The following is a 16,372-nucleotide window of genomic DNA, read 5'->3' on the forward strand; positions in this document are numbered from 1 at the left end:
CTCCAATTGGCAGTGATAGGTACCGTTATACGGAATAGCACGCGATCGCTTTCTCCCAGTTCACTCCCCGGATGTCTTGAGGAGCCTCCGTTTTCATCATCGCCAACTGGTTTACCGGTCCGGACAAGAGCACTTCCAGGGCTGCCATGGCTTCCGCAGGTTCGATGGATCGAATCCCCCGCCGGTCCATCTGCTTTTGGTAAGCGTCCGAGGCGACAATCCCGACGCTTCCCCAGTAGCCCCAGTTCATCACCTTCACCACGCATGGCCACTCCAGGGAGAGCTGGTGCGCGAAGGCATCCTTGAACGTGCAGCCCGCGACATAATTGCTTTGTCCCGGCGCTTTCGTAAAGGAATTAAAGGAAGAGAAGAACAGGACAAAGTCCAGCGGCTCCTTGCGGAATACTTTCGCCATGGCCACACTGACGTCGATCTTCGCGGCAAGCACCGCCCGGAACTGCTGCTCTTCCATCTGGGCCAGGCTCTTGTCCGACAGGACAATGGCGGAATGGATCACGCCATGGATCCGTTCAAACTGCCCCTTGATCTCCTGGTACGCGCGCTGCAGGTCCTCCGGATCGGAGGCGTCTGCGGCAATATATACCGGCGCAGGACCGATCTTCGACAGCCGTTCCTGCCGCTGCGCAATAGCCGCATCCGGCTCACGCCTGCCAATCCAGATGATCCGCGCCCGATAAGTACGGATCATGTACTCGCTCCAGGCTTCCCCGATCCCTCCGGCTCCCCCGATGACGACATAGACGGCCTCATCCTTGTAGAGCGTCGACTCCATGGGGCTGGCTTGTACGGGAACCAATTCCTGCCGATGCCATTGCCCGTCCCGGTACACGCTCAGGCTGCCATCCGCCTCGCCCGGGAGGCCCAGGAGCTCGGTTAGGGGCCAAGCCGCATGGCCCTCCAGATCTGCGAGAGCTACGTGCCAATGCGGATATTCCTTGGCCATGGAGCCCACGAACCCGTGCAGGCTGGCATGGGTCGGATTGATAGGATCATACTTGTGAATCGGTTGGGATTGCTGCGTAACAACAGTCCATCGCAAGTCTCTCGTTTCATAGCCGAGAGCGAGCAGGCTCTTGACCATCCGGAAGGCATGGAGAACTCCTGCTTCTTGTTCCTCGACCAAGGCGTCCTCCAGGACGGACCGCTCGGCATAGCCCGGGGCGATCCACAAGATGTGATCAATCCAGCCGTAATCCTCCAGCATCCGTGTCATCTCTTCAACCGTGCTGCCCGCTTCCATAGGCAGTACCTGGGCGTCCGGATCGTACTCCCGCACTTGGCGCCACCGCTCTTCCGTCCCGCCGATCATGACCAGCCGGGAACCGGGGAGGGAGAGCTGTTCCTCATACTCCAAGGGCCACGGTTCCCACACAGGGGTCAAGAGCACCGTTTCCACGGGCCTCTCCTCCTCGGCCGCGGCGGTCTCCGGGACAGCGGACGGCAAGGAATTCCATTCAGTTGAAGAAGAAGACGCCTTAGAGGGTACAGAGCTGTCCGCAGCCCGGGAGGAGAATCCCCTCAGGCTTACGCACACCTTCCCTAGATCATCGCAAAGATCGATATCCAGCTTGATGGCTTTCTGATCCCTCCGCGCGCCCTCGCTGTAGCGGACCCAGGCCCACATGCTGGATGCACATGCCGCCAGCACTTCCATCTCCTGCACGGCAAAAGGCAGCGCAAGGCTGCCGGCGCCCGGCTCTCCCCGGGCTTCGGTCATCAGGACGATCGAGGCCTGCAGAGCCGAATCCATGACGCTCGGATGAAGCACATATGGGCTCCGCTTATCCGCCGGCAGAGGGGGCAGCGACAATCGGGCCAATACTTGGTCCCGCCCTCTATAGAGCGTCTCGATCCCCTGAAGCGCAGGGCCATAACCGAGTCCCAGCGCCTCGAACGCCGCATAGCATTCGGCTGCCGTTACGATCCCCTGATCGCAGCTGCCGCGTAGAGCGGAGAGATCGATATGGAAGGGCTCGGGCCGCAGACCCACGCTCGCCGTGCCTTGGGAGTAGGTCACCGTCTCCTCCCCCGGGCCCGGAACCGGACCGTAGATCTCATAACGTATTTCGTCGTTCTCCTCGGGAAGGAGCCTGATATGCACTTGCACCGGCTCTTGGTCTACCGTCACGGGACGGGTCCAGGTCACATGCTTCAGCTTCAATGCCGGTTCTTCATCACTTCGCTCGACCGATACCTGGGCGGCCTTGCGCGCCATCTCCAGGTAGGCCACACCCGGCAAAACCCTTCGGCCGAGTACCTTGTGGTCCGCCAGAAAAAATTCATCCCCCGTAAAGACGGAGGTAAACCGCTGCTCCCACAGAACGGACGAATTACGGTGGAGCAAAGGATGGAGGAGCGGCACAACCGCCGCGCCAGCGCCCTGCCGTTCCCAGGGCCTGGCCGCCTCAGGCTTGGCTGTCCAATATGAGTCGCCGGCAAACGGATAGGCCGGCAGGCTGATCCGGCGGGGCCGGTGCTGCGCATAGGCTTTGCTCCAATCCAGGTGGAGTCCCTTCACCCATAATTGAAGCAGCTTAGCGTACTTGCCCTTCCCGATCCACTTCTCGATCACCTCGGCCATGTCCTCATCCAGGTCCAGCGGAACCAAGGTCTCCTTATGCCGCTTGACCTGGCCTCTATAGACGTCTTCCGAACCGGTTCCCTTGTCTAGATACCCCCTCAACTTCCGTTCCAGTTCATTCACGGAGGCGGCAAGCAGGCCCAGCCTCTCTTCCATCGCCTCTCTTCCGACCTGTAGCGTATACGCGATATCTTCCAGCTCACGGTCTGTATACGGCTGTTCCTCAAGAGCAGCAAGCAGCTGCCTCACCCGTTCGGCCAGGCGCTCCTCATTCTTGGCCGACAATACCACCATCACCGGCCTCCGTGGAGAGGATTCCGGGCTTGCCATGCCCGCTGCGGCATCCTGCCCGCTATATTCCTCAATCAACACGTGGGCGTTGGCGCCGCCCGCGCCAAAGGAAGAGATGCCGGCTCTTCTCGGGTACTCCTTGCGGGTGCCGTCCGCCGTAACAACCGGCCGTCTCCACTCGGCGAGATCCTGCTGTACCTGGAACGGCGTATGCCTGAAATCGATATGGGGATTCAGCTGTCCCGAATGCAGAGAAGGCACCAATTGGCGGTATTTCAGTTGAAGCAGCACCTTGGACAGCCCCGCCATGCCTGCCGCGCTCTCGCAATGCCCGATATTCGACTTGACCGAGCCGATCGAGCAGAACTGCGTATCCGCCGTATCCCGCGCAAAGGCCATCTTCAAGCCTTCAATCTCGATGGGATCCCCGAGAGCCGTCCCCGTACCGTGAGCTTCCACGTAAGAGATGCTCCGCGCATGAATGCCCGCCCGCCGCATGGCTTCGGAGACCAGCCGGAACTGCGCCTCCGGGTTGGGTACGGTGTACCCGTTGGTTTTGCCCCCTCCGTTCAGCATGGTTCCTTTGATCACACCATAGATATGATCATGGTCGGCTATCGCCTTATGCAGAGGCTTGAGAATAACGGCCCCCACGCCCTCCCCGTCGACAAACCCATCCGCCTGATCTCCAAATGCCTTGCACCGGCTCCCCGGAGAGAGCATGTTGAGCTCGGCCAATCTCAGGTAATGCTGCGGATCCACAATCAAGTTGACCCCGCCTACCATGACGCATTCGCTTGTTCCGCTGTGCAGGCTTTCCACTGCCAAATGAAGGGCAGTCAGCGAAGAGGAGCAAGCCGTGTCGACGGCCATGCTCGGCCCGCGAAAATTAAACACATAGGAGACCCGGTTCGCCACGGACCAATACGCAGCCCCGGTCGGGTAGTTGCCATTCATGACGCCGACGAATACGCCGACATTGCCGCTGCCGCCGAGGGTATCCGGGGTGTAGCCCGCGTCTTCGATACAGGCATAAGCCGTCTCAAGAAACAGACGCTCCTGCGGATCCATCTTCTCGGCTTCCCTCGGCGAGATCCGGAAGAACAAGGGATCGAACTTGTCTATATCCTTAATGAATCCGCCCCACTTGGTATAAATCGCCCCTTGGGCGCGTTGTTCGTAATCCTGCCAGCGCCAGCGGTCCTCGGGAATTTCCGTAATGCAATGTTTCCCCGACTTCAGATTACGCCAGAATTCACCGATGTTCTGTGCCTGGGCATAGCGTCCGGCAAGACCGATGACCGCCACATCCGGGCTATGGGCGTGCACGGGTCCCGGCGATTCCTTGGACATGACCGGGCTTATGCGGCTCCAGCGGGATAGATGGGGAGCCTCGCCGGAAGGAAGAGGCCCGCGGATGCCCTCCCGCTGCTCCATGTGCTCCTCCGTCTGCTTCTCCGCTGCAGGCTCTAACCCCACTGCTTCAGCCAACGACTCCTTACGGGTTGTCATAAAATGCTGCGTCAGCGCATGGACCGTAGAATATTGGAAGAACAAGGTACTCCCGAGATCGCTCCAGGTTTTACGCAATGCATTGGTTGCTTGAATCACCAGAATGGAATCCAGACCGTAGTCCGCCAGCGGGCGGTGGACGTCGATCTGGCCGGAAGGTACCTTCAGGATCCGGCCCAGCACTTCCTTGAAGAAGCTTTCGCCTTTTCGGCGCAGCCTTTCCTCATCGTCCAGCCCCGCTGTCGTCCTCACGGGCTGGCGTTCCCGCACCGCCGCCGGCTTCGGCGCCGTCACCGAGGCTGCCGCCGCCCTCTTAGATGAGGATTCGCTCTCATTCACAGACCGCTTCTGCCGGATCACTCCGTCGCTGACGGCCGTAATAACCTGCTGCCCCAAAGAGTGCTCCTCCACGGCCGGAAAGGAAACCGAGCGGAAGCCTTCGTATTGGAGCACCTTCCGCCAAGTATCCGGGTATAATCCCGGACAGCCCGGGATCCGCAATGAGGCGTCTTCATATGCCCACCATCCTGCCAGTAAGCCGAACGTCACGTGCGTGAACACCGATTTTTCCGTAATCTCATTGATCAGGAGAAGACCGTCCTTCTTCAAAAGGGCTTTGGCGTTACGCACCGTATGCCTCATGTTCCTGGTCGCGTGGAGCACATTGGTCGCAATGACGGCATCGTACGCGTTCTCCCGGATGCCTTGGGCGGCCAACGGCTCTTCGATGTTCAGCCCTCTGTAGGTTAAGAAGGGATAATGCGGTCCGTACTCTTTCTCCGCATGGAGAAGAAACGCCTTGGAGATGTCGGTGTAACAGTATTCACCGATGGCGTGCGCATACGGCCGCAGCACAGGCAGCACAGCCGCACTGGTTCCTCCGGTACCCGCCCCGATCTCGAGGATGCGCAGGGAAACGCGGGAATCCTGCCCGATGCGTTCGCTCACCCATAGCCGTGCGGCTTCCGCTAAGACGGCATTGAAATGGTCGGCAACCAGGTTATTTTTATAAATCCCCTCGACCTTCTCCATTCCGCCGTCCGGGAACATGATGTCCGTGGCCAGCTTGTTCCCGGTAAGGATATCGGGAAGAGCCCGGATCATCGCATCCGCCAAGGCCGCCTGCGTACGCACGTTGGGGTTCTCCAGCCAATCCGCCTTCTGGCGGTCCCACTCCTGCCAGAGGGCCTCCATCCCCGCAGCAGTGGACCCGGGGGCAGCGGCCGAATGCTCTGCGAGCAGGGCCGAAGTTGCGGCCAGCCACTTGTCGTACATTCCCTTGATGCCAAGGCGTGCGGGAAGGTCCGCACCGCCTTTACCGGGGTCTTGCAGCGCTTGCAGCCATCCCATGTCCCGCAGCTGGCCTTCCAACAAGTGGAGAAGTAGACTATTCATCGATTCCATCGGCTTACTCATTGAGCCCAATTGTTCCATGGGATTCATTCGCATCTCCTCGTTTACTTTTTTTTCTGCCCATGTCCTCTTCAAGGACGCAGCAGCCGGAAGGCACTTCTATTGTTAAAAAGTAATCACCTCTGCCCAATTGACTCCCTGGATCTCCATCGGATTCGACGTATTCATTAAGGCCATCTGATCCATAGGTCCCGAGAGAAGCAGTTCCAGGGAGGCCATGGCCTCGGCCGGTTCGATGGAACGTATGCCGAGCCGGTCCATCTGCTTCTGGTACGCATCCGTGGAGACGATCCCTACGCTTCCCCAGTAGCCCCAGTTCATAATCTTCACGGAGCAGGGCCATTCCTGGGAGAGCCGGTGCGCGAACGCATCCTTGAACGTACATCCCGCGACATAATTGCTCTGCCCCGGCGACTTGGTGAATGCATTGAAGGAAGAGAAGAATACCACAAAGTCCAGCGGTTCATGCCGGAAGACTCCCGCCAGGCAGACACTGACATCGACCTTGGCCGCCAAGGCAGCCGCGAACTGCGGTTCATCCATATGGGCCAGACTTTTGTCCGAGAGCACGATCGCAGAATGGATGACCCCGTGGATCGCCGTATGCCTGCGCTTGATCTCTTGATAAGCGCGGGCTAAATCCTCAGGGTCGGAAGCGTCCGCCTGGATATACTCGGGTGCCGCCCCCAGCACCGACAAGCGGTCCAACTTGCTCTGGATACCCGCATCGAGCGCCCGTCTTCCAATCCATAGGATCCGGGCCTGGTATGTGCGGATCATATATTCAGTCCACGCTTCGCCGATCCCCCCTGCTCCGCCTATGACGACGTAAACGCCGCCGGTCCTATAGGCTGAGTCGTCCGGCGGAGCTGCCGTTACGGGAATGAACTCCTGCCGGTACCATTCGCCGTCCCGGTAGACCGCCAGATTCCCCTGCGGGTCTGCAGGCATGGCGAGTATGGCGGAGAGCGGCCACCCTTCCCCGCCGTCCACGTCCATCACACGGATCTTCCAGTGGGGGAATTCCTTGGCCATGGACCCTATGAATCCGTGTAGACTCGCATGGGTGGGATCCGCCTTATCGTACTTATGGACCGGCTGTGCCTGTTCCGTGACGACCGTCCACTGCAGAGCCTGATCTCCATAGTTCAACTGAAGCAGGCTTTTCACCAACCGGAATACTTGAAGAACGCCCTGCTGCTGGCCCTCGACAAGCGGTTCATCCCAGAGGGGATTCCCCGATATTTCGGGCGCAGCCCACAGAATATGTTCTATCGGTCCGCAGGCCTCAAGCTGGAGCATGATCTCCTCGACCGTTGAACTTGTTCCGATACGGAGCATCTTCGCCTCCGGATACCGCTCCAGCACCTGCTCCCGGCACTTCCCGCTGCCGCCGATCATGACGAACCGGTGGGGGGAGAACGGAAACTCCGCGTCGCCCTCGAATACAAACGGCTCCCATACGGGGGCCAGGAGCACACTTTGGGCGGGGGACGCCTCTCCCGTATTCCCGCCCTCCGGGGATGGGAAGACGGGAAGCGGACTGCGGGAAGCCGGCTCCCCTTCCAGTCCCCTGGCTGCGAAACCACTCATCCGCACGCAGACGGTCCCCCGGTCATCGCACAACTCCAGATCGAACTCCCGGTACGCACCGTCATCCAGCCGGCCGGCGCTGCCGCGAACCCGGGCCCACATCGTTTCGGTGCACGGGCCGAACACCTCCAGCTCCTCCAGCGCAAACGGCAGCAGCGGCCGGTCTCCCGTCCCGGTGCCCATCACCAGACCGATGCAGGACTGCAAAGACGCATCGAGCAGCGAAGGATGCATCACATACTGCTCCCGCGTTGACCGGATCCCTTCCGGCAGCGTCAGCCTCGCCAAGACTTGACCCACTCCCGCGTGAATCCGCTCGATGCCCCGGTGCGCCTCGCCATAGGACAGCCCCATCGCCTCGAACGCTTCGTAGCATGCGGAGCCCGCGATCAGCCGCTCCCCGCACTGCGCCTGGACGGCGGGCAGGTCGATGACCGGTGCGCCGGAAGCTTCGAAGGGCACCGCTCTTCCCTGGCTGTGCACCACCGTCTCTCCGTCTTCCCCTTCACGGTAGACCTCGAATCCGATCTCCCCGTTCTCCTCCGGATACAGCCCGATATGCACGCGCACCGGCCCGTCTCCCGCGACCACCGGGCTCGCCCACACCACATGCTTGAGCCGGACGGCGGATGCGCCCGCCGCTTTCTCCACCGCAGCCCTCGCCATCTCGAGGTAAGCCGCCCCAGGCAGCACCTTGCGCCCGTTGACCCGGTGATCCGACAGGAAGAACTCCTCTCCGGTCCATACGGTGCTGTACCGCTGCTGCGTGAAATCCGATGTATTCTCGCCCAGCAGCGGATGCAGGCGCGCTGCCTCCACAGCACCCGCTGCCCGGCTGCCCGCGGGCTGCGCTTTGGCCTGCTGCGGCACCCAATACCGTTCCTTCGCGAACGGATACGTCGGAAGGCTGATGCGGCGCGGGGGATGCTCCCCGTACAGCCTGCTCCAGTTGACGCTTCCGCCCTTGACCCACAGCTCCAGCAGCTTGGCGTACTTCCGCTTGCCGATCCACTTCTCTACCGCTTCCTGCATATCCTCATCGGTGACGAACGCCGCCAGCGTCTCCTTGCTGCGCCGGGCCTGGCCTCTGTACACATCCGCCGTCCCCGCCGGATCGCGCAGCCATTCCGACAGCTTCCCCTGCAGCTCCCCGACTGACGTGATGATCAGACCCAGCCGCTCGTCCATCGCTTCCCTGCCCGTCTGCAGCGTGCAGGCGATCTGCGCCAGCTGCTCATCCGCATACCGCTGCTCTTCGAGCGCGCTCACCCATTGGCGGACCAGCTCGGTCAGGCGTTCCTCCGTCTTGGCCGACAGCACGATCACGGCAGGATGCTCCGCCGTCACCGGAGCGGCCGGCCTCGCAGGCTCACGCGGGATGTATTCCTCTATCACCACATGGGCGTTGGCACCGCCGAATCCGAAGGAGCTGACTCCTGCCCTTCGCGGCAGGTCCCGGCCCAGGCGGTCCTGCAGCGGCTTCCACTCCCGTGTTTCTTCCACGAGATAGAATGGACTGTCCGTCAGATCAATGTAGGGATTGATTTCGTTCAGATGAAGATTCTTGACCAGGGTCTTGTGCTTCATCTGGAGGAGGATCTTGATTAGACCCGCGATCCCCGCAGCCAATTCGAGATGCCCGATATGGGTTTTAATGGAACCCAATCCGCAGTAGGCCTGCGTACTCCCCGCTCCCAAGTCTTCGGGCGATGCCGTCAATTCCTTGAAGGCCATCTTCAGTCCATTGATCTCGATGGGGTCCCCGAGCGGCGTCCCCGTCCCGTGGGCCTCGATATAACTCGCGGTCCGGACATCGACCCCGGCTTTCGTCCAGGCGGATTTCACCAGCTCGGCCTGCGCCTTGGGATTCGGAGCGGTCAGCGAGTTCGACCGCCCGCCGTGATTCTGGTCAGTTCCCAGGATGACCCCGTAGATATGGTCTCCCGCCCGTTCCGCTTCGCTCAGCGTCTTCAAGTAGATCATCCCAACGCCTTCGCCTCTGACATAACCGTTGGCCTTCGCAGAGAACGTCTTGCACTTGCCGTCATCGCTCAGCATGCCGGCTTTACTGAAGCTGATATATTCCTCCGGCGTTACAATCGTGTTCACCCCGCCCACGACAGCCGCCACGCATTCTCCGCTTCGAATGGCGTTGACTGCCCGGTGCACGGCGACGAGGGAACTGGAACATGCCGTCTCGACAGGCTCGCTCGGGCCATGAATGTTCAGAAAGTAACTCATCCGGTTCGGTCCGACGGACGGGACTTTTCCCGTAGAGGAGAAGCCCTCTGTGACGACTTGGGCCCCGGCGATGAGTTCGCTGTACCCGCTGCTTCCGGTCCCTATGAACATGCCGACCTTCGTGCCGGACAAACTTTGCGCAGCATACCCCGCATCCTCTATGGCCTTCCAGGCATAAAGCATCAGCAGCCGCTGCTGCGGATCCATCAGCTCGGCTTCCCGCGGCGAAATGCCGAAGAACATCGGATCGAATTCATCGACTCCCTCGATGAAACCGCCCCACTTGATATTCGTTTTATTGTCCCCTAGGGAAGGATCCCCATAGTAATCTCTCCAGTCCCAGCGGCTGCCCGGGATCTCGGTGATGCAGTCCTTCCCTTCCACCAGGTTCTTCCACAGGTCCTCCACCTGTTCCGCCATCGGGAACTTCCCGCTCATGCCTACAATCGCTATCGGCTCGTTGAGCGGCATCTGCTGCCTTGTCCGTTCGGCCGCTGCCGGAGCGGGAGCAAACCGGGGCCTTATAATCCGGAAGACGGGAGCCTCGGGCAGCGCTTCTGCGGAAAGTCCCGGCTCAGGCAAAACCGGTTCCTCCGTCCGGGAGCCCGCGTGCAGGGTCTGGCCCAGCGGTTCCCGGTGCTCCCTGATGAGATAGGCCACCAGATCCTGCAGGGTGGAGAATTCGAAGAAGACGGTAGGTGTCAATTCCAAGCGGAATGCCAGATTAAGCTTATTGGCAAATTCGGTCAGGGTGATGGAATCGAAGCCGTATTCGCTGAGCTCCATATCCATCACCACATCCTGGGCTTTTACCTTCAGCATACCGGACACCATCTGCACCAGCATTCCCTGTACTTTCTCCACAAGGAGATCACTCTGGTCCCCTCTGACGGCTGCCGACGGGACCGGCGGCGCAGCCGGCTTCTTCTTCCCGACCAGCTTATCCCTCATAGCCGCCCCTTGTCCCTGCGCGACCATCACCTGCTGCCTGCCTGACGCCATCGCCGCATACAGCAGACGCAGCCCGGTACCGGTGCTCATCGGCACCATGCCGGATTGGCGCAGCAGCATCTTCTCGGATTCTGCATCCATGTGCATGCCGCCCTCCTTCCAGAGGGGCCAGTTGATGGACAAGGTGTGTCCCTGCCGGCGGCCCGTACGCACGAGCTCGTTGCGGTAAGCGGCATAGCGGTCCATGAACGCGTTCGCTGCCGCATAGTCCGCCTGTCCCGGATTGCCTGTCGCCCCCGCTATCGACGAATACAGGATAAAGAAATCCAGCTTCATCTCCGCGGTCGCCTCGTCCAGGCAGATCAGCCCGTCCACTTTGGGCGCCAGCACTTCCTCCGCTTCCTCCAGCCGCTTCTTCAGAATAAAGCTGTCCCGGATGACGCCCGCGCCATGGATCACCCCGTTCAGGCTGCCGTACTTCTCCCGGACCCGTGTCACCAAGCTCTCCACGGCACCGCGCTGCGTGATGTCCGCCTGCTCGTAGACCGCCCGGGCTCCCGCCGTCCGCAGCTTCGCCAGCTTCTCCTCCAGGGCTACGCCGGCAGCCGACCTTCCCGCCAGGATCAAGGTCACGTCCGCCGTACGTTCCGCGATCTCCTCCGCCAGAATCAGTCCCAGTCCGCCCGCTCCTCCGGTCAGCAGATAGACGCCGCCTTCTCTCCACGGCATCTGGGCCTCCCCGGCCTCCCGGGTCTCGGTCCAGCCTGCCTTCCACCGCTTCCCTCCGGCATAACGGATGCAGCCGTCCGCCGCACCGTGCCGTCCATTGTCCGCGAGCAGCCTCTCCAGCGCCTCCGCCTCTTCCCAGGCCTCGACTTCGACCAGCTGTCCGGTCAGCTTCGGATTCTCCAGGCACGCTGTCCGCAGCAGCCCCTCCAGTCCGGAGTACAGCTGCCTCTCCCCTTGGGTCCCCGTCACGATCTGTACCAGCACACGGCCCTCCGGCCGGCTCCGCAGCAGGGACTGCACTTCTTCGAGCGCCTGCAGAACATAAGCCTTGTAGCGTTCGGCCACGCCGGTCCCGTCCGAATGCAGGCGGACGTACCGGACCCCGCTCCCTGCACCCGACAGGCTCCGGTACAGCGCCTCCCCGGGTTCGCAGAGCATGACGATATGGCCGGCATAGAGCATCTCCGGCGCCGTCCGTTCTATGCTTTGTTCCGTCCAGCTCGGTTCGAGGATAAGCGTCTGCTGCGCAGCCGCAGCATCCAGGCCGGCCCCCCCATCGAGTACTCTGTATGTAAACCCTTTCATGTGAACGCGGACGCTGCCTTCCTCATCGCACACATCAATGTCCAGCTTTTGGACCCGGCTGCTCTCCTGCCGGCCGGCACTGCCGCGAACCCGGGCCCACATCGTTTCGGTGCACGGGCCGAACACCTCCAGCTCCTCCAGCGCAAACGGCAGCAGCGGCCGGTCTCCCGCCCCGGTGCCCATCACCAGACCGATGCAGGACTGCAAAGACGCATCGAGCAGCGAAGGATGCATCACGTACTGCTCCCGCGTAGACCGGATCCCTTCCGGCAGCGTCAGCCTCGCCAAGACTTGGCCCGCTCCCGCGTGAATCCGCTCGATGCCCCGGTGCGCCTCGCCATAGGACAGCCCCATCGCCTCGAACGCTTCGTAGCATGCGGAGCCCGCGATCAGCCGCTCCCCGCACTGCGCCTGGACGGCGGGCAGGTCGATGACCGGTGCGCCGGAAGCTTCGAAGGGCACCGCTCTTCCCTGGCTGTGTACCACCGTCTCTCCGTCTTCCCCTTCACGGTAGACCTCGAATCCGATCTCCCCGTTCTCCTCCGGATACAGCCCGATATGCACGCGCACCGGCCCGTCTCCCGCGACCACCGGGCTCGCCCACACCACATGCTTGAGCCGGACGGCGGATGCGCCCGCCGCTTTCTCCACCGCAGCCCTCGCCATCTCGAGGTAAGCCGCCCCAGGCAGCACCTTGCGCCCGTTGACCCGGTGATCCGACAGGAAGAACTCCTCTCCGGTCCATACGGTGCTGTACCGCTGCTGCGTGAAATCCGATGTATTCTCGCCCAGCAGCGGATGCAGGCGCGCCGCCTCCACAGCACCCGCTGCCCGGCTGCCCGCGGGCTGCGCTTTGGCCTGCTGCGGCACCCAATACCGTTCCTTCGCGAACGGATACGTCGGAAGGCTGATGCGGTGCGGGGGATGCTCCCCGTACAGCCTGCTCCAGTTGACGCTTCCACCCTTGACCCACAGCTCCAGCAGCTTGGCGTACTTCCGCTTGCCGATCCACTTCTCTACCGCTTCCTGCATATCCTCATCGGTGACGAACGCCGCCAGCGTCTCCTTGCTGCGCCGGGCCTGGCCTCTGTACACATCCGCCGTCCCCGCCGGATCGCGCAGCCATTCCGACAGCTTCCCCTGCAGCTCCCCGACTGACGTGACGATCAGACCCAGCCGCTCGTCCATCGCTTCCCTGCCCGTCTGCAGCGTGCAGGCGATCTGCGCCAGCTGCTCATCCGCATACCGCTGCTCTTCGAGCGCGCTCACCCATTGGCGGACCAGCTCGGTCAGGCGTTCCTCCGTCTTGGCCGACAGCACGATCACGGCAGGATGCTCCGCCGTCACCGGAGCGGCCGGCCTCGCAGGCTCACGCGGGATGTACTCCTCTATCACCACATGGGCATTCGACCCGCCGGCTCCGAAGGAAGAGATGCCGGCGATTCTCGGATACTCTTGCTTCCCCCCATTCCATTCCAGAAGGGGCCTTCGCCAATCCGCAAGTTCCTGCTGCACCGCAAAGGGGGTCTCGGGGAACGGGATATTCGGGTTCAGCTCCCGGGCATGCAGGCTCGGAACCAAGGTTTGATGCTTCATTTGAAGCACAATCTTGGTCAGCCCGGCAATCCCCGCCGCCGCTTCCAAGTGGCCCATATTGCTTTTTACCGATCCTATGGCACAGAAGCCCGTATCCTGCGTATCTTCCCTGAAGGCTTGGGTCAGCCCCGCAATTTCAATCGGATCGCCAAGCTCCGTTCCCGTTCCGTGAGCTTCTATGTAGCTGATCGCCCTGGCAGGAATCCCCGACTTCCGAATCGCCTGCCGCACCAGTTCGCCTTGGGCCGCCGGGCTAGGCACCGTATACCCGTTAGTTTTGCCCCCGTGATTAATATGCGTGCCCCGGATCTGGGCATAGATCTGATCCTGATCGGCAATAGCTTTGGACAACGGTTTCAGGATGAATACGCCTACGCCTTCGCCGGGCACGAATCCATTGGCCCCTTTCCCGAAGCTTTTGCATTTGCCGTCGGCCGATAACATCTGCGCCCCGCTTAACTCCACATAATTCGTTGGATGAAGATATAAATTCACTCCGCCTACAATCGCCGCTTCACATTCGCCGTGCCGGAGGTGCTCGCAGGCGATATGCACTGCCGTTAAGGAAGAGGAGCACATCGTGTCCACGGGCATACTGGGGCCCTTCAGATTCAGCAGGTAGGACACCCTGTTCGCCACGGAGCTGAAGGAAGTATGGGGATACAGCCCCTCGCCCCTGCCCCATACGCCGGGACCATATAATCCGAACCCCGTCTTGGTAATGCCCGCATATACGCCTACCCGCCCCTTATGATGGCCTGCCAGCCGCTCCCGGGTATACCCCGCATCCTCCAGCGCTTCCCAGCAGCATTGGGTGAACAACCGCTCCTGCGGATCCATATTGGCGGCTTCCTTGGGGGAAATTGCGAAAAATAACGGATCGAACTCCGCGAACCCTTCCACGAAGCCTCCCCATTTTCCGTAGCTTTTCCCTCTCGTAAAAGCCTTTTTGCGATCGGGATCGTAAAAGCCTTCCAGCGGCCACCGCTCTTCCGGAATGTCCGCAATGCAGTCTTTTCCCGACTTCAGATTCGCCCAGTATTCACGAAGGTTGCTCGCCTGAGGATAGCGTCCGCTCATACCGATAATGGCAATCGGCTCGGATACTCTCCGGTCCGAAGCCGGGGCTTCCATACTGCGGGATGGCTGCCTTCTTCTTAGTGGAGTCGGACCTGCGGCTGTTTCCGGGGGTCCCGAAGGTTCGGCCTGCCGCTCCGCATAGAACTGCGGGGCAGCGTACAGCTTAGTCCATTCCATGCACGTATCAGGGTAATGCGCAACAAAGTAGCCGGTTAACTCATCCAGCGTCAGGTATTCATACCATATCGTCTTGGAACATGCGCCGAATACTTGCTCGAGCTTTTGGTTCAAATGCATAATGAGGATCGAATCCATCCCGTAACTCTCGAGGGGCTCCAAGGCATCGATATCATCCACGCCAAGCTTGACCGCTTCCCCGAACAGTGCCTTCAGCTTGGCTAAGGTTCGGCTCCTTAACAGTTCCGGATTCACTTCGGAAGCGGACCGGGCACGGGGCCCGCGGTCTGCTAAGAACCCGGTCCCGTTCACAACATGCTTATCCAATTTGGCTGGATCACCATGCAGCACGAACAGCCGGCTCCTGCGGGAGGACAGCGCTGCATAGAACGCTGATAAGCCGGTTTCCCTGCTCATCGCCTCGATGCCCAGATGCTCCGACATCCGCTTCTCGGTCTCCGGATCCACCTGCATGCCGCCCTCCTTCCAGAGCGTCCAGTTGATGGACAAGGTGTGTCCCTGCCCCTGCCGGCGGCCCGTACGCACGAGCTCGTTGCGGTAAGCGGCATAGCGGTCCATGAACGCGTTCGCTGCCGCATAGTCCGCCTGTCCCGGATTGCCTGTCGCCCCCGCCATCGACGAATACAGGATGAAGAAATCCAGCTTCATGCCCGCGGTCGCCTCGTCCAGGCAGATCAGCCCGTCCACTTTGGGCGCCAGCACTTCCTCCGCTTCCTCCAGCCGCTTCTTCAGAATAAAGCTGTCCCGGATGACGCCCGCGCCATGGATCACCCCGTTCAGGCTGCCGTACTTCTCCCGGACCCGTGTCATCAAGCTCTCCACGGCACCGCGCTGCGTGATGTCCGCCTGCTCGTAGACCGCCCGGGCTCCCGCCGTCCGCAGCTTCGCCAGCTTCTCCTCCAGGGCTGCGCCGGCAGCCGACCTTCCCGCCAGGATCAAGGTCACGTCCGCCGTGCGTTCCGCGATCTCCTCCGCCAGGATCAGTCCCAGTCCGCCCGCCCCTCCGGTCAGCAGATAGACGCCGCCTTCTCTCCACGGCATCTGGGCCTCCCCGGCCTCCCGGGTCTCGGTCCAGCCTGAATTCCACCGCTTCCCTCCGGCATAACGGATGCAGCCGTCCGCCGCACCGTACCGTCCATTGTCCGCGAGCAGCCTCTCCAGCGCCTCCGCCTCTTCCCAGGCCTCGACTTCGACCAGCTGTCCGGTCAGCTTCGGATTCTCCAGGCACGCTGTCCGCAGCAGCCCCTCCAGTCCGGAGTACAGCTGCCTCTCCCCTTGGGTCCCCGTCACGATCTGTACCAGCACACGGCCCTCCGGCCGGCTCCGCAGCAGGGACTGCACTTCTTCGAGCGCCTGCAGAACATAAGCCTTGTAGCGTTCGGCCACGCCGGTCCCGTCCGAATGCAGGCGGACGTACCGGACCCCGCTCCCCGCACCGGACAGGCTCCGGTACAGCGCCTCCCCGGGTTCGCAGAGCATGACGATATGGCCGGCATAGAGCATCTCCGGCGCCGTCCGTTCTATGCTTTGTTCCGTCCAGCTCGGTTCGAGCATCATCGTCCTTATCATGACTCAACCTCC

General features: G+C 61.5%; 2 protein-coding genes and 2 pseudogenes. All 4 read right to left on the reverse strand.

Features of this window, described 5'->3' with window-relative positions; translation table 11 throughout:
- Positions 1-25: 25 nt before the first annotated feature.
- On the reverse strand, positions 26-5,821 hold the full coding sequence (locus ACP26L_RS27380; protein WP_426448175.1) for an SDR family NAD(P)-dependent oxidoreductase: 5,796 nt from the start codon (positions 5,819-5,821) through the stop codon (positions 26-28).
- Between the two features lie 102 nt (positions 5,822-5,923).
- A complete protein-coding gene (locus ACP26L_RS27385) occupies positions 5,924-8,443 on the reverse strand; it encodes an SDR family oxidoreductase (protein ID WP_426455110.1) in 2,520 nt (839 codons plus the stop codon).
- 27 nt (positions 8,444-8,470) lie between these two features.
- Positions 8,471-11,917 (reverse strand): annotated as a pseudogene (locus ACP26L_RS27390) (SDR family NAD(P)-dependent oxidoreductase); the annotation flags it as partial.
- Positions 11,891-16,360: pseudogene (locus ACP26L_RS27395) on the reverse strand (type I polyketide synthase); the annotation flags it as partial. The pseudogenes ACP26L_RS27390 and ACP26L_RS27395, both read right to left, overlap by 27 nt.
- Positions 16,361-16,372: the final 12 nt, after the last annotated feature.

The sequence above is a fragment of the Paenibacillus sp. S-38 genome (assembly GCF_049942825.1).
Taxonomy (GTDB): Bacteria; Bacillota; Bacilli; order Paenibacillales; family NBRC-103111; genus Paenibacillus_G.

Excerpts from the sequence above, each read along its gene's own strand:
- ACP26L_RS27385 (WP_426455110.1), bottom strand. The coding sequence starts at position 8,443 with ATGCAGGAAGCGGTAGAGAAGTGGATCGGCAAGCGGAAGTACGCCAAG.
- ACP26L_RS27380 (WP_426448175.1), bottom strand. The coding sequence starts at position 5,821 with ATGAGTAAGCCGATGGAATCGATGAATAGTCTACTTCTCCACTTGTTG.